This is a genomic window from Streptomyces sp. NPDC005492 (assembly GCF_040605995.1).
Taxonomy (GTDB): Bacteria; Actinomycetota; Actinomycetes; order Streptomycetales; family Streptomycetaceae; genus Streptomyces.
Map to the genome: position 1 here is coordinate 62,118 of NZ_JBEXDX010000018.1, position 20,575 is coordinate 82,692.

At 68.9% G+C, this 20,575-nt stretch carries 19 protein-coding genes; 11 read left to right on the forward strand and 8 right to left on the reverse strand.

Going from position 1 to position 20,575, the window contains the following annotated elements; all coding sequences use genetic code 11:
• Positions 1-78 precede the first annotated feature (78 nt).
• The 6 genes from ABZT04_RS24090 to ABZT04_RS24115 all read left to right on the forward strand — a co-directional run bounded on the left by ABZT04_RS24090 (position 79) and on the right by ABZT04_RS24115 (position 6,409).
• Positions 79-1,257: a pectinesterase family protein gene (locus tag ABZT04_RS24090; RefSeq protein ID WP_356059029.1), complete on the forward strand. Its 1,179-nt coding sequence runs from the start codon at positions 79-81 to the stop codon at positions 1,255-1,257.
• A gap of 7 nt (positions 1,258-1,264) precedes the next feature.
• Positions 1,265-2,299 carry a pectinesterase family protein gene (locus tag ABZT04_RS24095; RefSeq protein ID WP_356059134.1) on the forward strand — a complete coding sequence of 345 codons (1,035 nt, stop codon included), beginning with the start codon at positions 1,265-1,267 and terminating at the stop codon, positions 2,297-2,299.
• Between the two features lie 52 nt (positions 2,300-2,351).
• Positions 2,352-3,464 carry a chondroitinase-B domain-containing protein gene (locus ABZT04_RS24100; protein ID WP_356059030.1) on the forward strand — a complete coding sequence of 371 codons (1,113 nt, stop codon included), beginning with the start codon at positions 2,352-2,354 and terminating at the stop codon, positions 3,462-3,464.
• 163 nt (positions 3,465-3,627) lie between these two features.
• Positions 3,628-4,419 carry an HAD family acid phosphatase gene (locus tag ABZT04_RS24105; RefSeq protein ID WP_356059031.1) on the forward strand — a complete coding sequence of 264 codons (792 nt, stop codon included), beginning with the start codon at positions 3,628-3,630 and terminating at the stop codon, positions 4,417-4,419.
• A gap of 170 nt (positions 4,420-4,589) precedes the next feature.
• On the forward strand, positions 4,590-5,744 hold the full coding sequence (locus ABZT04_RS24110; protein WP_356059032.1) for a right-handed parallel beta-helix repeat-containing protein: 1,155 nt from the start codon (positions 4,590-4,592) through the stop codon (positions 5,742-5,744).
• A 143-nt stretch (positions 5,745-5,887) separates the two neighbouring features.
• Complete coding sequence (locus tag ABZT04_RS24115) at positions 5,888-6,409, forward strand: hypothetical protein (protein ID WP_356059033.1); 522 nt, start codon at positions 5,888-5,890, stop codon at positions 6,407-6,409.
• Between the two features lie 143 nt (positions 6,410-6,552).
• Here ABZT04_RS24115 and ABZT04_RS24120 read toward each other — a convergent pair whose 3' ends face one another.
• From ABZT04_RS24120 to ABZT04_RS24135, 4 genes are all read right to left on the reverse strand, one after another.
• Positions 6,553-6,849 carry a hypothetical protein gene (locus ABZT04_RS24120; protein WP_356059034.1) on the reverse strand — a complete coding sequence of 99 codons (297 nt, stop codon included), beginning with the start codon at positions 6,847-6,849 and terminating at the stop codon, positions 6,553-6,555.
• 272 nt (positions 6,850-7,121) lie between these two features.
• Positions 7,122-8,804: a rhamnogalacturonan lyase B N-terminal domain-containing protein gene (locus ABZT04_RS24125; protein ID WP_356059035.1), complete on the reverse strand. Its 1,683-nt coding sequence runs from the start codon at positions 8,802-8,804 to the stop codon at positions 7,122-7,124.
• A 106-nt stretch (positions 8,805-8,910) separates the two neighbouring features.
• On the reverse strand, positions 8,911-9,768 hold the full coding sequence (locus tag ABZT04_RS24130) for a hypothetical protein (RefSeq protein WP_356059036.1): 858 nt from the start codon (positions 9,766-9,768) through the stop codon (positions 8,911-8,913).
• A complete protein-coding gene (locus ABZT04_RS24135) occupies positions 9,765-10,331 on the reverse strand; it encodes a SigE family RNA polymerase sigma factor (RefSeq protein WP_355912744.1) in 567 nt (188 codons plus the stop codon). Before ABZT04_RS24135 ends, ABZT04_RS24130 begins: the two co-directional genes overlap by 4 nt.
• A 244-nt stretch (positions 10,332-10,575) precedes the next feature.
• Here ABZT04_RS24135 and ABZT04_RS24140 point away from each other — a divergent pair, with 244 nt between their 5' ends.
• Entirely contained in the window at positions 10,576-12,027 is a 1,452-nt protein-coding gene (locus tag ABZT04_RS24140) for an NCS2 family permease (protein WP_356059037.1), read from the forward strand.
• A 10-nt stretch (positions 12,028-12,037) separates the two neighbouring features.
• Here the strand turns inward: ABZT04_RS24140 and ABZT04_RS24145 are convergent, their stop codons facing one another.
• The 3 genes from ABZT04_RS24145 to ABZT04_RS24155 form a co-directional block, all read right to left on the reverse strand.
• Positions 12,038-13,498, reverse strand: coding sequence for a penicillin-binding transpeptidase domain-containing protein (locus ABZT04_RS24145; RefSeq protein WP_356059038.1), 1,461 nt, complete (start codon positions 13,496-13,498; stop codon positions 12,038-12,040).
• A gap of 114 nt (positions 13,499-13,612) precedes the next feature.
• A complete protein-coding gene (locus ABZT04_RS24150) occupies positions 13,613-14,104 on the reverse strand; it encodes a GNAT family N-acetyltransferase (protein ID WP_356059039.1) in 492 nt (163 codons plus the stop codon).
• Positions 14,105-14,107: 3 nt separating this feature from the next.
• Positions 14,108-14,881, reverse strand: a complete 774-nt coding sequence (locus ABZT04_RS24155) for an IclR family transcriptional regulator (protein WP_019067473.1) — start codon at positions 14,879-14,881, stop codon at positions 14,108-14,110.
• A gap of 140 nt (positions 14,882-15,021) precedes the next feature.
• Here ABZT04_RS24155 and ABZT04_RS24160 point away from each other — a divergent pair, with 140 nt between their 5' ends.
• On the forward strand, positions 15,022-16,551 hold the full coding sequence (locus ABZT04_RS24160; protein WP_356059040.1) for an aldehyde dehydrogenase (NADP(+)): 1,530 nt from the start codon (positions 15,022-15,024) through the stop codon (positions 16,549-16,551).
• Positions 16,552-16,585: 34 nt separating this feature from the next.
• Positions 16,586-17,194, forward strand: coding sequence for a DUF1349 domain-containing protein (locus ABZT04_RS24165; RefSeq protein WP_356059041.1), 609 nt, complete (start codon positions 16,586-16,588; stop codon positions 17,192-17,194).
• Here ABZT04_RS24165 and ABZT04_RS24170 read toward each other — a convergent pair.
• A complete protein-coding gene (locus tag ABZT04_RS24170; RefSeq protein WP_356059042.1) occupies positions 17,154-18,524 on the reverse strand; it encodes an MFS transporter in 1,371 nt (456 codons plus the stop codon). The two genes, ABZT04_RS24165 and ABZT04_RS24170, sit on opposite strands and share 41 nt — an antisense overlap.
• Positions 18,525-18,594: 70 nt before the next feature.
• On the opposite strand from ABZT04_RS24170, the gene ABZT04_RS24175 reads away from it, so the two are divergent.
• Complete coding sequence (locus ABZT04_RS24175; protein WP_356059043.1) at positions 18,595-19,590, forward strand: helix-turn-helix domain-containing protein; 996 nt, start codon at positions 18,595-18,597, stop codon at positions 19,588-19,590.
• Positions 19,591-19,822: 232 nt separating this feature from the next.
• A complete protein-coding gene (locus ABZT04_RS24180; RefSeq protein ID WP_356059044.1) occupies positions 19,823-20,545 on the forward strand; it encodes a DsbA family oxidoreductase in 723 nt (240 codons plus the stop codon).
• Positions 20,546-20,575 lie beyond the last annotated feature (30 nt).

The following is a 20,575-nucleotide window of genomic DNA, read 5'->3' on the forward strand; positions in this document are numbered from 1 at the left end:
ACCGAAACCGGGCCGGTTCCTCCCGACCGGCCCGGCGCCGGCGCACACCTCACGAGCCGCACGCGAAGGAGCATCCGCATGCCCTCGCACCACTCCCTGCAACTCCCTCTGTCTCAACTGCCTTTGTCCAGAAGGGGATTCCTCACGGCGGGCGCAGGCGCGGGCGCCGCGCTCGGTCTCGCCGCGATCCCGGCCGTGGCGACGAGCAGGCCGCGCCCGTTCGGCCGCTACGGTTCACCGGCCGTCCGCCTCACCCCGCTCACCCTGTACGTCGACCAGCGCGGCCGGGGCGACTTCACCACCGTCCAGGCCGCCGTCACCGCCGCGACCGGCGCCGGATACACCCTGGTCATCGCCCCCGGCGTCTACCGCGAGACGGTCACCGCCGGAGTCACCGGCCCGGCGACCGGCCAACTGGGCACGGCAGCCTCCGAGATGACCTGGATCGGCGCAAGCGAGAACCCACGCGATGTCGTCGTGGTGTACGACAACGCCAACGGCACCCAGAAACCCGACGGTTCGGGCACCTACGGCACCTCCGGCTCGGCCACCACCCTCATCCGCACCGACGGTTTCACCGCCCGCCGGATCACCTTCGCCAACGACTGGCTGCGCGCCGACCACCCCGACATCACCGGCACGCAGGCCGTCGCGATCAAGGTGCAGGGGGACCGCTCGGCCTTCTTCGACTGCCACTTCCTGGGCCACCAGGACACGCTGTACGCCGACTCGCTCGCCCTCGGGGTCTTCGCCCGCCAGTACTACGCGCGCTGCTACATCGAGGGAGACGTCGACTTCGTCTTCGGGCGGGCGACGGCCGTCTACGACCACTGTCACTTCCGCACCCTGAACCGCACCGACCTGGCGACGGCACCGTACGGCTTCGTCTTCGCGCCCTCGACGGCGGTAGCGAACCCTAAGGGCTACCTGGTGACGCACAGCCGGGTGAGCAGTCAAGCCCCTGACGGCTACTACAAGTTGGCCCGCCCCTGGGTGCCCGGCTCGGACACCACCGCCCACCCGATGCTCACCGTGCGGGACACGGTGCTGGGTGCCGGGATCGACGCGGTGGCGCCGTACACCAACATGTCGGACGCCTATCCCTGGCAGAGCCAGCGCTTCGCCGAGTACCGGAACACCGGCCCCGGCGCCGTGATCAGCGTTCCGGAAAACCGCCCCCAACTCACCACCGCACAAGCCGAGTCGGCGACCCGCGCGACCTATCTCGGCGACTGGACACCGGGGCGGAGGCACTGAGATGGCTCTGCGCAGACGCACGCTCCTGACCGGGATCGCCGGGGGACTGGTGGCCGCCGGTGCCGGGCCCGCCGTAGCGCTGGACCGTCGCCGTGCGCTGCACGTGCGGCCGGGTGACTCGGTGCAGGCGGCCGTGGACGCCGTCGAGGGCGCCGACTGGACGATCGTCGTGCACCCGGGGACGTACCGCGAAGTCGTCAACGTACCTGCGAGCGCCGGTGAGCTGACCTTGCGTGGCGCAACGCGCGATCCGCGCGACACCGTCATCGTCTTCGACAACGCCAACGGGACGCAGAAACCGGACGGTTCCGGCACCTACGGTACGGCGGGCTCCGCGACCTTCACCTCGGCGGCGTCCGGGCTGACCGTCCGCGACCTCACACTCGCCAACGACTGGCTGCGCGCCGACCACCCGGAGATCACCGGGACGCAGGCGGTGGCCGCGTATGTGACCGGCGACCGTTCGCTGTTCTCGAACGTCCGGCTGCTGGCCCACCAGGACACCCTCTTCGTGGACACGACGGCACTCGACGCCTTCGACCGGCAGTACTTCACCCACTGCTACATCGAGGGGGACGTCGACTTCGTCTTCGGGCGGGCCACCGCGGTCTTCGCGGACTGCCACTTCCACACCCTCCAGCGGGACGTGACCTTCACCCCCAAGGGCATGGTCTTCGCCCCGTCCACCGCCCGCGCCAACCCGCGCGGCATCCTCGCGGTCCGCTCCCGGATCACCTCCGGCGCCGAGGACGCCGCCTACAAGCTGGCCCGCCCGTGGGTCCCGTCGTACGAGACGACGGCCTGGCCGTCCCTCGTCGTACGGGACACCCGGATCGGGCCCGGCATCGACCCGGTCGCGCCCTACGTCAACATGCGCGACGCCTACCCCTGGCAGTCGATGCGCTTCAACGAGTACCGCAACACGGGCCCGGGCTCCGTGATCACCGTCCCGGAGAACCGGCCCCAACTCACGCCGGCCGAGGCCGGGTTGCACACCCCCGCGACCTACCTCGGTGACTGGCGACCCCTCCGCTCAACCTGACCGACCCAACCCTGGTCGGCTCAGCCCTGATCGACGAAAGGACCCGCACGTCATGCGTCGTATCAGCACCTTCACCGCACTCGCCGTGACCACGGCATCCCTCGGACTCGCCGTGATCGCCACCCCGGCGCACGCCGCGACCGTGGTGGTCAGCAACTCCACCGACCTGTCCAACGCCATCAAGAACGCCACCGCCGGCACGGTCATCCAGGTCCGCGGCGGCACCTACTACCCGACCGCCACCCTCCAGTCGACGGCCAACGGCACCTCCTCCGCGCCGATCACGCTCACCGCGTACGGCTCGGAGACGGTCAAGATCGACGGCTCGTCGATGGCGGCGGGCTCCTGGATCTTCAAGCTGACCGCCGACTACTGGAACGTCTCCAACCTCACCTTCCAGAACTCCCCGGACAGCGCGGTCGTCTGCCAGTCCTGCACCGGCACCAACTGGAGCAACGTCAAGACCATCAACGGCGGCGACTCCGGCTTCACGCTCACCGGCGACGGCACCGTCAACAACACGGTCAAGAACCTTGACTCGTACGGCAATTACGACGCCGCGACGCACGGTGAGAACGCGGACGGCGTCGCCATCAAGTTCGGCTCCGGCAGCGGCAACCTCGTCACCGGCGCGCGCCTGTACAACAACTCCGACGACGGCATCGACTTCTGGTCCTTCTCCACGCCGGTCACCGTCGAGCACACCTGGTCCTTCGGCAACGGCGTCAACCGCTGGTCCGACTCGGCGTTCGCGGGCGACGGTAACGGCTACAAACTGGGCGGTGACGGCGAGGTCGTCGCGCACGTCGTCAACAACTCGGCCGCCTGGGGCAACGCGGGCAACGGCTTCACCGAGAACTCCAACACCGGCGCCCTCTACATCAACCGCACCACCGCGTACGCCAACGGCAACTGGGGCTACTACTTCGCCACCAGCTCCGCCAAGCTCGGCAAGAACCTCGCGGTGAGCAACGGCAGCGGCTCGGTCACCAAGGGTTCCGCGGTCACCTCGGCCGGCAACAACTGGGACTCCGGCATCTCCACCCCGTCCTTCATCTCCACGGACGCGTCGACGACGTACAACGCCCGTTCGTCGAGCGGAACGCTGCCCGCGACGACGTTCCTGACGACAGGGAGCACGACGATCGGCGCGACGATGAACTGACCCGAGTCGACCTCACCTGTTCGCCACTCAAGTGGAAGAGGGGCTTCCCATGAATCCGATACCAATCCGGTAACGGCGCTCGCGCGTTGGGTGCGTGATGCGCGTAGATGATCCCTGACCTGGCGCATCACTCATCAAGCAGATCCCCAGATCCGGAGATTCCATGCGGAAGTCCCTCAGAGCGGCCGCCGTCGGCGCCGCCTGCGTCGTAGCCGGTGCCGCCCTGTACGGAACGGGCGTCGCCACGGCCGGTCAGTCGACGGCCAACTCGACCCACGAGCCGTACAACATAGGCCTGTTGACGAAGGACATCGACACCTACTACGGCACCACGCTCGACAGCAACGGCGTGTACCAGGCCTCGGCGACCAGCCCCTACGCCAAGGACCTGGCGCGTATCGACGCGTCCGCCAAGAAGTACATCGACGCGGCCGTCCGCAAGCACCACAAGGGCGTCAAGCCCGCGGTCGTCTTCGACATCGACGACACGCTGCTGCTCAGCCTCGACTACGAGAAGAAGAACAACTACGGCTACAGCTCGGCCACTTGGGCCGCGTATGTCGCCCAGGCCAACCGCCCGGAGGTCTTCGGCACCCCCGAGCTGGTCAAGTACGCCGCGTCCAAGGGCGTGACGGTCTTCTACAACTCGGGTCTGAAGGAGTCGCAGCGCACCTACGCGGTCGACAACCTGAAGAAGGTCGGCGCCGACGTCAACCTCGACGCCGACCACATGTTCCTCAAGGACGCGGACAACCCGCCGTCGTACCTGAGCGGTTGCGCCACCGTCGGCACCTGGACCTGCACCACCGTGCAGTACAAGTCCGGCACCAGGAAGCACATCGAGTCCCTCGGGTACGACATCATCGCCAACTTCGGTGACCAGTACTCGGACCTCGACGGGGGCTACGCCGACAAGACGTACAAGATCCCGAACCCGACGTACTTCGTGAGCTGATCCGTCCGCTTGATCGGTCGCGTGATCTTTTTTCTCCCTTCCTCCGCCGCCACGGCAACCCTTTCCGGTCGTGGCGGCGACAAGGACTCAGAAACGGGCCGGGGCGGCCCCTCCGGCCCGTTTCGTGAGCGAAGCAGTCCACGTGTTCATCCAGGAAAGGAACCAACGCCGTGCGCACCAGCACCGGACGCCACCGCAGGACCCGCACCCTCTCGATCGCCGCCGCGGTGGCCGTCGCCGCAGGGGCGGGCGGCGTCTACCTAGGCCTCAACAACGGCGGTGCCCAGGCCGCTTCGTCGACGGTCACGGTCTCCACCACCGCCCAACTGGAGACGGCCGTCGCGAACGCCACCGCCGGCACGGTCATCCAGGTCCGCGCGGGCACCTACACCCCGGCCGCGACCCTCAAGTCCACGGCGGACGGCACCAGTTCGGCCCGCATCACGTTGGAGGCGTACGGCACCGAGAAGGTGAAGATCGACGGCTCCAAGCTGCCCGCAGGACAGTGGCTGGCCGGGATCTACGGCGACTACTGGACCGTCCAGAACCTCACCTTCCAGAACTCCCCGGCCCAGGGCTTCGTCGCCACCTCCTCGGTCGGCGGGATCTTCAAGAACCTGGTGACCGCGAACAACGGCGACTCCGGGTTCACCCTGCGCGGCGACGGCACCACGAACAACCTCGTGCAGAACCTGGACAGTTACGGCAACTACGACGCCGCCGGACACGGCCAGAACGCCGACGGCATCGCCATCAAGTTCGGCTCCGGCACCGGCAACAAGGTCACGGGCGCCCGCCTGTACAACAACTCGGACGACGGCCTGGACCTGTGGCAGTTCTCCTCGCCGGTCACCATCGAGCACTCCTGGTCGTTCGGCAACGGCAAGAACCGCTGGAACGACTCCGCCTTCGAGGGCAACGGCAACGGCTTCAAGCTCGGCGGCGGAGGCGTCTCGGTCGCCCACGTCGTCAACGACAACGCGGCCTGGGACAACACCCTCAACGGCTTCACCGAGAACTCCAACACCGGCGCGATCGTCCTCAACCGCAACACCGCCTACTCCAACGCCTCGGCCGGCTTCTACTTCGCCACCAGCAAGGCCCGCCTCGCCCGCAACCTCGCCGTCAGCAACGCGGGCGGCCTGGACAAGCTCGGTTCGTCGACGGTCTCCGCGGCCAACAACTGGGACAGCGGCGTGGCCACCCCGGCCTTCAAGTCGACGGACGCGACGACGGCGTATGGGGCGCGGTCGGCGAGTGGGGCGCTGCCGACGACGACGTTCCTGACGACGGGGTCGACGACCATCGGCGCGACGATGAACTGATGTGCGAGGAGGCCCCGGTCCCTGGGCGACCAGGGCCTCACTCCAGCATGGACGCGGCGCAACGACCACCGCGTCGCCACGAGACGAGCCCTCTTGCGTAGGAACCGTGGGCAAGTTGGTCAGTGTGACTCACACTGTGCCTCATGGACGATGGCGCTCTGTGGGTGGCCTTGTTGACTGCGGCCACAGCAGTGGTGGCCAGTTGGGTGACCAGCAAAGGTAACGCCCAAGCCGCTCGTGTGCAGGCGCAGGCGGCTGCTGAAGCCGCGGAAGTCGCCCGGAAGCGCGAGGCACGCAGAGCGACACATCTCGGTTTCATCCAGCAAGCCAACGACATGGGGATCTTGTACCGTCGGATCCCCAGGTATTTGAGGGTGGAGGACGAAGAGGCGCGCCGTGCGTCTCTCTCAGAGCTTCGGGATCAACTGCGTGATGCCTACGGACCGTTCATGCGTTCACTGGCTGTCGTCTCCCTGGAATGCCGCCCCGAGCCGATAGCGGCGGCGAACGCTGTCCATACAGCCTCCGGAAGGGCGTACGTCCGCCTCATAGCCGCCGAGGAGGAGATCCACGAGGCCGAGGGTTTCCGACAGGCCGTTGACGACTATCTGGCCTCGGTCGACTCGTTCATCGAAGCCGCACGGCGAGCCGAGCGTCAGGTGTAGAGATCCACTCTCGATACCCGGCCTGGACGACCAAGCAATACCGGCTGTCTCGCGAGCCGTGGCATCCATCGCCTCAAGAGGCACCGAGCCGTGGCCACGAGGTACTGATCGCTGCCGTCAACGAGTGGCTATGACCTCTGACGTCAGGTCAGGCCGCGGCGTGCTGCAGCGAGAAAATCCGCCTTGAACGGCTCCAGGTGCTCGGCCAGGCTCCCCTCGTCACGCTCCTGCCAGACCGCTTGATTAAGGGCGCGGGCGTAGGCGGCCGCCGGTGAGTGAAGGCCAGTCGCACACAGCAACTCGATGCTCTTCTCGGCTATTCGGAGACCGTCCATCGCGGGCCTGGCCGTCACATACCAGTCATCACCGACTTCCCAATGTGGTGGCCGCGCATGCGCAACACCCTCAGCCTCCAGCGCGCACCGGATGAACTCCAGCACGGTCCTGATCTGCTCGGCACGTCGCTCCTCCGCCCGCGCCGCGGCCCGCCTCTGTTCGTCAGCCCGGTCAGATGCCCGCTGCGTCGTGCGCTGAGTCAGATGCGTCAACGCACCACCTACAGCCACACCGGCCATCGAAATCACTGGGGTCCACAGGTCTCCTGCCACGGCCGACTATTACCAGAACCTGGCCACCGACCGCTGCCCTCCACAACACGACACCCCCACCGATCGTCACCGGCAGGGGCGTCGCTCTGCTGACCGAGGGGGGCTCAGGTCAGCAGGTCTATGCAGTCGAACGACGTGCCCGGGCTGAGGTACGCCGAGCCTGTCGAACCACTGACTACGTTGAGCTTCAGGACGTTGTACTTCGAGACATCCGAACTCCACGCACTGGAAGGGACGTTGAAAACGAACGTGTGGTTGTTTCCGCGGTAGGAACCCGTGGTGAGATCGCGCGTGGCGGGCTGTGTGGGTGGGGTGGGGATCGCCGAGACCCAGTCGTTCACGGTGACTTGGGGGCGGGCGTTGATGTACGCCGTCGTCGCCCCGACGCGCAGCGTGTGTGCCACGGCGGCCTGCGCAGCGGTCAGCTTGAAGTAGACGAGGACGCCGTCGTTCACGTCCTTCCACAGGTACGCGGGGAAGGATGCCGCCTCCGTCCCGCTCCCGATCGTCACGTTCCCCGTCCACTTCGCCGCCCGGGCGTCGGAGGGGTGCGCGTACGTCATCAGCTCGGCGTTCTTGAACTCGCCGGGCGTGCCGTCCCAGTCCCCGAGCCGCCAGACCGCCGAGGCGTTGGAGGGGTCGCCGGTGATGCTCAAGGTGTGCAGGGAGGTCGTACCGCCCGCCGTCACCGTCACCGACCCGGTGTACACGGCGAGTTCGCCCTTGAAGACGGTCAACGTGTACGTCCCGGGCAGCATCCCCTTGCAGGAGAACGCGCCGGTGCCGGCCGCGGCCTTCGTCCAGTACTGCGCGTCCGCGTTGGAGAACCCCACCGTGTAGGGGTAGTTGGCATCCATGCCCTTCAGGCCCACTCCCGCCACCTTGCCGCGGCCCGCCTTGCCGACCCAGCCGGTGATGCCGAGCGAGTCCGCCCAAGAGGTGTCGAGGTTTGCTGCGGAGAGTGAGGACGAGGGGGCTGCGCCATCCGTGAAGGCCACCACGAACGGGCCCTGCAGGCCGAAGCGTTCGGGCTCCGTCTGGGCCTCGTTGTAGTGCAGGATCTCGTACAGCCCGGCGCCGCCTTCGTTCGAGTGGCGCAGCAGGGATCGGTAGAAGGGGCCGCCGGACGCCTTCTCGTGGTTGGAACGGATCAGCCAGAGGCCGACCGAGCCGGTGGTGAAGCCGACGTGGTCGTAGTCGATGGTCCGCTTGCCCGAGTAGTGCTTGGAGCGGGTCGTGCCGTCGGGGTGCTTCCAGACGTCACCGGCCTCGATGATCGTGTCGGTGGTCGAATCCCACGCGTCCGAGCCGGAGTTGGGGAACATCCCCGGCTTCACCCGCACGATGTAGCGGGTCGCGGTGAAGGAGGCGTCCGCCTTGTTCGTCCACAGGTAGACGTTGTTCTCGCCGCTGCGGGCCGCGTACCACTGGGTGATCGCCCCGTGCACGACCTTCACGAGGATCGTAGACCCCGACTGCTTGATTGTGACCGTGGAGGCGCCGAGGCCGGACTCGACGTGCGAGTGCTTGCCGCCGTAGCCCTCGTACTCCTTGCCCTTGTAGGTGAGGGACGTGATGTCGCCGGTCGACTTGGAGATTTTGACGACGAGTGAAGCGCCTGTGGTGATCACGTAGTTGGAGCCGTCGTCGGTGTATCCGAAGGCGGCTGCGGAGGCGGAAGTGAGGAGGCCGGTGCCGCCCGCGACGGCCGCGCCGGTGGCGGCGACACCGATCGCGGAGGCCCCGAGCACCCGCCTGCGGGTGAGGTGTTTCTTGTGCGTGCTCAAGCGACTTGCTCCGTGTGACTCCGTGCGAGAGGAACCTTGCGCCTCCTGGTCGTCACCGGCCGGGAAAGGGTTGCCGCCCGCGAGAAGTTTTTTCCACGACCGCCGGCTACGACTTCTGCGCCGCGAAGTCGCCCTTCACCGCGAGCTGTTGGCCACCCGCCGCACCCGTCGTACCCGCCGCCGAGTAGCTGTCGTCCTTCGCGTCCCGGCCGCCGCGCTCATGGTCGTACTGCCCGGCGAAGACCCACTCGCCGGCCGCGACCGTACGGCCCTCATTGAGCACCCAGGTGTAGACCAGGAACCCGTCCTGCTCGGCCACGGTCAGCGTGAAGTCGTCCTCCGGCAGTGAGCGCCAGGAGCCCGTCGAGGTGACCCCGCCGGTCTGCTTGATCTTCAACTGGACGGTGAGCGCGGTGAGTTGCTTGGTCGTCTTCAGGGTGACATCGCTCTGCGCCCAGAAGTCATTGCTGCCCGGGTCGATCGAGCCGTCCGACCACAGCGGGCCGTCCTCGGTGCCGGAAGCGGTCGGCAGCACCGGAGTGGACGGCGTGGCGGTCGCGGAACGGGTCGGGGAGACGCTCGCCTTCGGAGAGCTGTGCGAGGGGGCGCCGGAGTCCGAACTGGGCTTCGGGGCGACCGGTTTGACCGGGGCCTGGCTCGTCGCGGCCGGCGACTGTGTGGGCGTCGGGGAGACGGACACCGTCTGCTGGGCGGGGGAGTCGCTCTTCACCGCGGACGCCACCGCGTAGCCGCCGATCGCGAGGACGCTCGCCACCGCGGCCGTGGCGCTGACGACCCGCACCCAGCCGTACACGGGCGGCCGGGTGGCCCGGTGATCGGGGCGGGACTGCGCGGCCATGCCGCGTTCGAGCCGCGCCAGGATGCGCGCCCGGTCGGGTTCGTGCCTCTCGGCCGCTTCGTGCAGCCTGGCGCTCAGCTCCTCGTGCACGTCCTGGTGTCTCATCGGTTCCTCCCTCCGGTCTCGCCGCCGCGTGCCATCGCCGCGTGCATCCGCAGCGGAGGGCTCTGCGGTCCGAGCAACCGCTGCAACTCCGCCATGCCCTTCGAGGTCTGGCTCTTAACCGTACCGACGGATATGCCGAGGGCGAGCGCGGTGTCCTTCTCCGAGAGATCGAAGGCGTGCCGCAGCACCACACAGGCCCGCTTGCGGAACGGCAGTCTGCGCAGGGCCTCCTGGACGTCGACCGCGCCGGCCACGTCCGGGTTCTCGGTCTTCTCCTCGCGCTGCGACCAGAACAGGGCGACCCGCCGCCGCTCGCGCACCGCGCTGCGGATCCGGGTGCGGGCCAGATTGGCGACCACCCCGCGGGCGTAGGCCGCCGGATGGTCGGCGGCGCGCACCCGGTCCCAGCGGTGCCAGAGCGCGAGCAGCGCGTCGGCCGCGAGATCGTCGGCGGCGTCCGCCTCGCCCGTCAACAGATGGGCGAACCTGGACAGTTCGGCGTAGTGGCGTTCGAAGAAGGCATGGAACTCCACGGAGGCGGCGTCGTCGACGACTGTGCCCACGGTGGACCTCTCCTCGCTGCGGTTTGTGTGTGCCGTGTGGTTGACACGTGATCATCCGGGGGTGAGCCCGACGAGTTCCGGAGCGTAGCAGTGATCAACTGGGTGGGTTGGTACAGGCCTTCGAACATCGTCTGACCGACCGACCCCGATTCCGTAACACGGGGAAAACCTGAAACAGGTTCAACGCGGGAACAATCCAGCCAGCATCCGCGCACAGATCATTGAGGCAACGAGGAGTACCCGCATGTCCGAGTCCCAGAAGGTGGCCGAGCGGCCAAGTGCCGAACCACCGGCGACGAACGGTGTCGACCGGTTCTTCAAGATCTCCGAACGGGGATCCACCTTCGGCCGTGAGATACGCGGCGGCTTCGCCACGTTCTTCACGATGGCTTACATCCTTGTCCTGAACCCGATCATCCTGGGCAGCGCCAAGGACAAGTTCGGGCACACGCTCGACACCGGCCAGCTGGTCACCGCCACCGCCCTGGTGGCCTGTGTGATGACCGTCATCATGGGTGTCGGCGGCAATCTGCCGCTCGCCATCGCCGCGGGCCTCGGCCTGAACGCCGTCGTCGCCTTCCAGTTGGCCCCGCTGATGAGCTGGCCCGACGCGATGGGCCTCGTCGTCATCGAGGGCGTCCTGATCTGCGTCCTGGTCCTCACCGGACTGCGCGAGGCGATCATGAACGCGATCCCGCAGCAGCTCAAGCAGGCCATCGGCGTCGGCATCGGCCTGTTCATCGCGTTCATCGGCTTCGTCGACGCCGGGTTCGTCAGTCGTATACCGGACGCCGCCGAGACGACGGTGCCCGTGCAGCTCGGCGCCGTAGGTCATCTGACCGGCTGGCCCGTGCTCGTCTTCTGTCTCGGGGTGCTGCTGACCATCGCGCTGTTCGCCCGCAAGGTGAAGGGCGCGATCCTGATCAGCATCGTCACCATGACCGTCGTCGCGATCATCATCAACTCGGCCGCCGACATCAAGAGTTGGGGCCTGATGACCCCCAAGGTGCCGGACAAGATCGTGGCCGCGCCCGACTTCGGGCTCATCGGTCACTTCAGCCTGTTCGGGGCCTTCGGCGAGACCAGCGCGATCACCGTGATCCTGCTGATCTTCACGCTGATCCTGTCGGACTTCTTCGACGCCATGGGCACGATCGTCGGCATCAGCGCCGAGGCCGGTCTCCTCGACGAGGAGGGGCAGGTGCCCAACATCGGCCGGGTCCTGTTCATCGACGGCGCCGCCGCGGTCGCCGGCGGCATCGGCTCCGCCTCCTCCAACACCGCCTACATCGAGTCCGCGTCCGGCGTCGGCGAGGGCTCCCGCACCGGCTTCTCCAACCTGATCACCGGTGGTCTCTTCGGCCTCGCGCTGTTCCTGACCCCGCTGCTGACGATCGTCCCGCTGCAGGCGGCGGCGCCCGCGCTGATCGCGGTCGGCTTCCTGATGATGACCCACGTCAAGCACATCGACTGGGACAGGTACGAGATCGCCATCCCGGCGTTCCTCACCATCGCCGCCATGCCGTTCACGTACTCGATCACCGACGGCATCGGAGCCGGGTTCATCTCGTACGTCGTGATCAAGGCGGTGCTCGGCAAGGCCAAGGAGGTCAACTGGCTGCTGTGGGGCGTCTCGGCGCTGTTCCTGGTGTACTTCGCGATCGACCCCGTGGAGCAGATCCTCGGTGTGAAGTAGCCGGTCGGTCTCAGTTCTTGAGGGCCGCCTCCATCATGGCCTTGGCCACGGGGGCGGCCAGGCCGTTGCCGCTGATCTCCGACCGCGCCGCGTCCGACTGTTCCACGACCACCGCCACCGCGACCTGCTGGTTCGTCGAGTCGGACTTGCCGTAGGCGGTGAACCAGGCGTACGGCGACTGGTCGTTGTTGACGCCGTGCTGGGCCGTGCCCGTCTTGCCGCCCACGGTGACCCCGGAGATCTGGGCGTTCGTGCCGGTGCCCTTGGTGATGACCGTCTGCATCGCGGACTGGAGCTGCTGGGCGGTGCCGGAGCTGACGATCTGCTTCGTCGTCGTACTGTCGTCGTAGTTCTTCAGTACATCGCCGCCGCTGTCGGTGGTCTCCGACACCATGTGCGGCGAGACCAGCTTGCCGCCGTTGGCTATAGCGGCGGACACCATGGCCATCTGGAGCGGGGTGGCCGTCACGTCGTACTGGCCGATACCGGTCAGCGCCGTGGACGACCGGTCCATGTTCGACGGGTACACGCTCGGGTACGCCCGGACCGGGATGTCCAGCTTGTCGTCGTTGAAGCCGAACTTCTCGGCCATCGCCCTGACCTTGTCCTGCCCCAGGTCGACGGCCATCTTCGCGAACACGGTGTTGCACGAGTACTGGAGCGCGACCCGGATCGACGCGTTCGTGCAGGGAGCGGACGAACTCTCGTTCCTCAGCGGCGTGACCGTGCCCGGCAGGGTGTACGGCGAGGGGCTGGTCGTCTTCTGGTCCACCGAGGAGTAGAGCCCGTCCTCCAGGGCGGCCGCCGCCACCACGAGCTTGAACGTGGAGCCCGGCGGCAGCGGCTGGCGCAGCGCACGGTTGGTCAGCGGCTTGTCGGCGTCCGCGTTGAGCGTCTTCCAGGCCGAGCCGGCGGTGTTCGCGTCGGTCAGCGACGAGGGGTCGTAGGACGGGGTCGAGACGACGGCGAGGATCTTGCCGGTCGTCGGATCGATCGCGACGGCGGCACCCTTCTTGTCACCGAGCGCGCTGTAGGCGGCCTTCTGCACGGCCGGGTCGATCGTCGTGACCACGTTGCCCGGGGCGGCCCGCTCGCCGGTGACCGTGTCCATGACGGTCTTCAGACCGCTGTCCGTGCCGTCGAGGAGATTCGCGTAGATCCCCTCCAACTGCGTCGGCGCATAACTCTGCGAGGCATAGCCCGTCACCGCCGCGTAGAGCTTGCCGTCCGTGTAGGTGCGCTTGTACGCGAGGTCGCTGCTGCTCCCCGTCCGCGCCGAGCCGGTGATCGCGTTCCCGGCCACGATGATGTTGCCGAGCGGGTCCGCGTACGTCTCGATCGCGTTGCGCCGGTTGTCCGTGTCGTCCGCGAGCGCCTTGGCGTCGTAGAACTGCACCCAGGTCGCTCTCACGAGGAGAGCCAGCACGAGGAGCAGTGCGAAAACGGAGGCGCGCCTGATCGTCTTGTTCATCCCGCTCTGAAGACGACCGGGCGGGAACGAATCGTTCCCTTACGGCGCTTTTCTCATTGAGCGCTCATGAAAACGAGCGCTTGTGAAATCGGCGTTCGTGACATCAGCGCTCGTTCACGAGTCGTCGGCCGTTCGCGAACCCAGCGTCAGCACCAGCTCGTCGATCTCCTCGCCCCGCGCGTTCGCGAACCCCCGGTCCTGCCCGCTGACCCGGAACCCGCACTTCTCCAACACCCGCCGGGAGCCCGCGTTGTCGGCCGCCACGCGCGCGTAGAGCGGGCGTTCGGGCACCTCGGCCAGCAGGTCGCGCAGCGCGGCCGTCGCGATGCCCTTGCCCCAGTAGGCGCGGTCGATCCAGTACGTCACCTCGCGCTCGCCGGGCTCGCCGTACACCGCCGCGTTGCCCACGACGTCGCCGTCCACCAGGATCGTGCGCGGCACCACGTCGGCCGAGGCGCGGATGCGCTTCCAGTGCGCGTCGAAGGCGTCGCGGTCGGCCGGGTCCTGGTGGGTGAAGGCGGCCATCCGGACGGACTCGGGGTCGTTCGTGTGCCGGAAGAAGACCGGCAGATCACTGTCGTGGATCGGGCGGAGCGCGACCTGCATGAGTCAGAGCCTCCGGGTGGCGAGGGTCAGCCGGTCGCGGGCGTCGAACAGGGCGTCCTTCACCATCTGCTCGTGTGCGGGGGTCAGCCGGGCCACCGGCACCGAGCAACTGATCGCGTCCCGGGCCGGAGTGCGGTACGGGATAGCGACCCCGAAGCAGCGCAGCCCCAGCGTGTTCTCCTCGCGGTCCACGGCGAAGCCCTGCTCGCGGACCTGGTGCAGCTCCTCGATGAGCTTCTCCCGGTCGGTGATCGTGTGCTCCGTGAGCGCGGGCAGCGTCTCCGGGAGCATCTTGCGCACCTGTTCGTCCGAGTAGGTGCTCAGCAGCGCCTTGCCCAGCGAGGTCGAGTGCGCGGGGAGCCGGCGGCCGACCCGGGTGAAGGGGCGCAGATAGTGCTGCGACTGCCGGGTGGCCAGATAGACCACGTTGGTGCCGTCGAGCCGGGCGAGGTGGATGGTCTCCGTGGTGTCGTCGGAGAGCCGGTCCAGCGTCGGTCGGGCCGCCGCGACCACCTCGTCGCCGTCGATGTACGAGGTGCCCACCAGCAGCGCCCGTACCCCGATCCCGTACCGCGTGCCCGTGGCGTCCGTCTCCACCCAGCCCAGCTCCACCAGGGTGCGCAGCAGCATGTAGAGGCTGGACTTGGGATAGCCGACGGCCTCCTGCACCGCCGCGAGGGAGTGCATACCGGGCCGGCCGGCGAAGTATTCGAGCAGCTCCACCGTCCGCACCGCGGACTTGACCTGTGCCCCGCCGCCTGTCTCGCCTGCCGACATCGCCGTTGACCCCTTCGTTCGACGAGAACCAGAAGATATAGTCTCGGAGAGCATATTCATCATCAGAGACAGCGTTCAGCATATCGAACGACCCTGGTGAATGACCCAGATCTGCGGCATGACATGTGGAGGGACCCGCGGTGGCAGCAGCACCAGTCTGGAGTGTCGACCCCCGAACCGGGAAGCAGCGGGAACAGGTTGCGGTGGAGGCCACAGCCCAGGAGGTGGACGCCACCGTTCGCGCCGCCCACGCGGCACGCGCTTCCCTCGCCGACCGTACGGTCCGCGCGGCCTTCCTGCGCGGCGCCGCCGACCAGCTCGAAGCGTCCAAGGAGCACCTCGTCGAGGTCGCCGACGCGGAGACCGCGCTCGGCCCGGTCCGGCTGTCCGGTGAACTGGCCCGCACCTGCTACCAGTTGCGCGCGTTCGCGGACATCGTCGACGAGGGCGCCTTCCTGGACGTCGTCATCAACCACCCCGACGACACGGCCACCCCGCCGATCCCGGACCTGCGCCGCTACAAGGTGCCGCTGGGCGTGGTCGCGGTCTACTCGGCCTCCAACTTCCCCTTCGCCTTCTCGGTCCCCGGCGGTGACACCGCGAGCGCGCTGGCGGCCGGCTGCCCGGTCGTCGTCAAGGCCCACCCGGACCACCCGGGCCTGTCCGAGCTGGTCGCGAAGGTACTGCGCCGGGCCGCCGCCGAGCAGGGCATCCCGGACGGCGTCCTCGGTCTGGTGCACGGCTTCGAGGCGGGTGTGGAGCTGGTCAAGCACCCGCTGGTCTCGGCGGCCGGTTTCACCGGTTCCGTTCGGGGCGGCCGCGCCCTCTTCGACGCGGCGTCGGCCCGACCGGTCCCGATCCCCTTCCACGGCGAACTGGGCTCCCTCAACCCCGTGGTGATCACCGAGGCGGCGGCGGCCGAGCGGGCCGAGGCGATCGGCACCGGGCTCGCCGGCTCGATGACGCTGGGCGTCGGCCAGTTCTGCGTGAAGCCCGGCCTGGTCCTGGTCCCGTCCGGCTCCGCCGGCGACGGCCTGCTCAAGTCCCTCACCGACGCGGTCAGCAACACCGACTCCGGGGTCCTCCTCGACCACCGGATGCGCGACAACTTCCTCGCCGGAGTCACCGAGCGCGCCCAACTCCCCGACGTGGACTCGCCGGTGACGCCCGGCGCGGGCGGCGAGCACACCGTGAGCCCCGGATTCCTGACCGTGCCGGCCGAGAAGCTCACCGCCGAGGGGTCCTACGACCTGCTCCTGGAGGAGTGCTTCGGGCCGGTCACCGTGGTGGCCCGCTACGACGACGACACCCAGGCGAACGCGGTGCTGTCGCGACTGCCGGGCAACCTCACGGCGACGGTCCACCTGTCGGCGGAGGAAGCGGCCGGTGAAGGGCGCGGGGCGGAGATCCTGGCCGAACTCACCCCGCTGGCCGGGCGGGTGCTGGTGAACGCGTGGCCCACGGGTGTCGCCGTCGCACCGGCCCAGCACCACGGCGGCCCCTACCCGGCGACGACCTCGACCTCCACGTCCGTGGGCGGTACGGCGATCGAGCGCTGGCTGCGGCCGGTCGCCTACCAGAACACCCCTGAAGCGCTGCTGCCGTTGGAGCTGCGGGACGACAACCCGCTGGGTCTGCCCCGGCGTTACGACGGGCGACTGGAGCGGTAGGCCCGGAGATCTCCGGGCCTGGGATAGTGGGTGAATGGACTTGGAGATCTCCCAACTGCCCTTCCCCCTCCGTACGTACGGGCCCGACGGGCACTGGTCGTACGAGGACGGTGTGCTCACCGGATGGGCCGGTCCCCGCCAGGACCGGTTCGTCCCGCCCACCGGCGAGGCGCTCGACCCCGCCTCCGACGCACCCCGGCTGCTCGGGGCGCCGCACGGCGACTTCCAGCTCATAGCGCGCGTCACCGTCGGGTTCGCGGGCTCGTTCGACGCCGGGGTGCTCTACGTCCATGTCGGTGAGCGGGCCTGGGCCAAGCTGTGCCTGGAGTACTCCCCGGATGTGCCGACCGTCTGCACGGTGGTCACCCGGGGACACTCCGACGACGCCAACTCCTTCACTGTGGAAGGGAGTTCGGTGTGGCTCCGGATCAGCCGCACCGGCCGCGCCTTCGCCTTCCACGCCTCCCTCGACGGCGACCGCTGGACCTTCGTCCGCCTCTTCACCCTCGGCGACGAGAAGGAGACGGACGCGGCCCTGGTCGGCTTCATGACCCAGTCGCCGATGGGCCAGGGGTGCGTCGTGACATACGACCACCTTGAGTTCAGGCCGAGTTGGCCGGACGACCTGAGAGACGGAAACTGAGCAGGGCCGTCACGGCGAAGAGGGCCGCACCGGTCCCGAGGCTCTCCCGCAGGCCCGCGGTGAACCCGTCGGAGACCAGCGCCCCGAACACGGCGATCCCGAGGCCCCCCGACACCTGCCGCGCGGCGTTGAGCACACCGGCCGCGAGGCCCGCCCGCTCGGCCGGTACCGCGTCCATCATCACGGCGGTCAGCGGCGGGACCGTCAGCGCGCAGCCGAGGGCCAGCGGCACGAGGAGCACGCCCACCAGAAGCGGGGGCGTGCTCGCGTCGACGTACAGCAGGACGAGGGCGCCCACGGCGGCCAGCACCTGCCCGGCCAGCATCGGCAGCTTTGCCCCGTACCGCGCCGACAGTCGGCCCGCCACGATGTTCGTCACCGGGATCACCCCCGTCATCGGCAGGAACATCAGCCCGGCGTACAACGCCGAACGGCCCTGCACCTGCTGGAAGAAGAGGGAGAAGAGGAAGACCACGCCGTAGAAGGAGACACTGCACGCCGCACCCGCCGCGACCGCCACGGACACCGCACGACTGCGGAACAGACCGAGCGGCACCACCGGGTGGGCCTGGCGCAGCTCGATCCGGACGAAGGCCGCGCCCGCGACGACCGCGACCAGCAGCGCCACCATCCCGGTCACCCCGCCCTCGATCACCGCGAACGTCACCGCCGTCAGCGCCACCACCGCCGTCAACTGACCCGGCAGATCCAGCGGCGCCCGACGGCGCTCCGAACGAGGCGCCCGGACCAGCAGCACCAGCGCCACCGCGCCCAACGGCAGATTGATGAAGAAGATGCCCCGCCAGTCCCAGACCGTGGTCAGCGCACCCCCGGCCACCGGACCCAGGGCCACCGCCACCGAGCCGCCGGCCGCCCAGGTCGCCACCGCCCGCGCCCGCCGTACCGGTTCGGCGTAGGCCTGCCGTACGAGGGACAGCGAGGCGGGGAGGACGACCGCCGCGGCCACGCCCTGAAGCACGCGCGCGCCGATCAGCGTCGGCAGGTCCGGGGCCAGGCCGCAGGCCGCCGAGGCGAGGGTGAAGACCGCGATGCCGATCGCGTACGCCCGGCTTGCCCCGACCCGGTCGGCGAAGGCGCCGGTGGACAGCATCAGGGCGGCGAAGGACAGCGTGTACGCGTCGACCACCCACTGGAGCCCCGACATCCCGCCGCCGAGCGCGGTTCCGATCGACGGCAGCGCCACGTTCACCACGGACGCGTCGAGGGTGATGAGCGCGAAGCCGAGGAGGGCGGCGGTGAGCGTGAGGACGGGGGAGGAGGGGGTCAAACCGCCGGTACGGGGCCCGAGTTGAGTGGTGGTCGTCGTCATGCCCCCATGCTGCGCAATCGCGACGGCGTACAGTAGCGGCCCGAACGCCATACATCCGGAGGTTCTGGCCATGACCCGGTCCAGTCGTCCTCGCAGGGTCGCCGTCGTCGCGGCGACCCCCGTCTCGATGTTCAACCTGGCCATCCCCGAGCTGCTGTTCGACCGGGTCGAGATCGACGGGGAGCCGGGCTACGACACGGTCATCTGCGCCCCGGAGCCGGGGCCCGTCCCCACCACGGGCGGCCTCGACCTGCATGTCCGGCACGGCCTCGACGTCGTGCGCGACGCGGACATGGTCCTCGTCGTCGGCACCGGCCACCGGTACACACCCGACCCGCGCACGGTGGCCGCCCTCCGCGAGGCCGCCGCCGAGGGCAAGCGCATCGCCTCCATCTGCAGCGGCGCGTTCGCCCTGGCCGAGGCGGGACTGCTGGACGGCCGCCGGGCCACGACGTACTGGAACCAGGCGGCGGAACTGCGCAGCCGCTATCCGCGGGTCGACCTCACCGGCGACGTCCTCTACGTCCAGGACGGACAGGTCCTGACCTCCTCCGGATACGCCGCCGGTATCGACCTCTGCCTGCACATCATCCGCACCGACCACGGCGCCGCCGTCGCCAACGAGGTCGCCCGCCTCGCCCTCGTCGCACCCGTACGGCCGGGCGGCCAGACCCAGTTCACCCAGACCCCGCTGCCGCCCGAGCGCGGCACCGCCTGCGCCGACACCCGGGGCTGGGCCATGCGCAACCTCGACAAGCCGCTCACCCTCACCGACCTGGCCCGGCACGCGGGCGTCAGCGTCCGCACCCTCACCCGCCGCTTCCACGCGGAGAGCGGAGTGAGCCCCCTCCAGTGGCTGCTCCACCAGCGCATCGAGCGCGCCAAGGAACTCCTGGAGACCACCGCCCTCCCCATGGACCAGGTCGCCCATGCCTGCGGCCTGGGCACGGCCGACTCCCTCCGCGCCCACCTGGTCCGCCGCACCGGCCTCACCCCCAGCGCCTACCGGGCCCAGTTCACCCGCCTCGCAACCGAAGCGACGGCCACCACGTCATTGCCTGCATGATCAATGACCGTGGCATCGCCGCCTTCCCCGTGCGCCGGAGGGCGGCCCCGCGGAAACGGTCAAGCTGTTCCGGTTCCACGTCGGCGCCGACCGGTGGCGCTCGGCCTCGGCACTCTGGGGATGCGGCTGCTCCTGGCCGGGGAATGAAGCGCGCTGCTTGAACGTTCACGGGGGAGACGGAGGCAGTCTCCGTTTCATCCTCCTCGCCCCCCGTCCTGGAAAGAGCCGAAGAATGCGCGTCGAGATCTGGTCGGACATCGCCTGTCCCTGGTGCTACGTGGGCAAGGCCCGCTTCGAGAAGGCCCTGGACGCCTTCCCGCACCGCGACGGCGTCGAGGTCGTCCACCGGTCCTTCGAGCTGGACCCGAACCGCCCCAAGGGCGACGTCCAGCCCGTGCTCAAGATGCTCACCAAGAAGTACGGCATGAGCGAGGCGCAGGCGCAGGCCGGTGAGGACAACCTGGGCGCCCAGGCAGCCGCCGAGGGCCTCGACTACCGCACCCACGACCGGGACCACGGCAACACCTTCGACATGCACCGCCTCCTCCACTTCGCCAAGGAGCAGGGCCGCCAGGACGAGCTGATCCAGGCGCTGTACAAGGCGAACTTCGCCGAGGAGCGCTCCGTCTTCGCCGACGACGAGCGCCTCGTCGACCTGGCGGCCGGCGTGGGCCTCGACGCGGACGCCGCGCGCAAGGTACTGGCCGACCCGACCGCGTACGCCGACGACGTCCGCGCCGACGAGCGCGAGGCCGCCGAACTGGGCGCGAACGGCGTCCCCTTCTTCGTCCTCGACCGCAAGTACGGCGTCTCCGGCGCCCAGCCCGCCGAGGTCTTCGCCCAGGCACTGACCCAGGCCTGGGGCGAGCACGCGCCCCTCAAGCTGATCGATGCCGACAGCGACGGCGGCGCGGAGGCCTGCGGTCCCGACGGCTGCGCGGTTCCGCAGTCCTGAAAACCGCAGGTCAGCGCCGACCCATAAGTG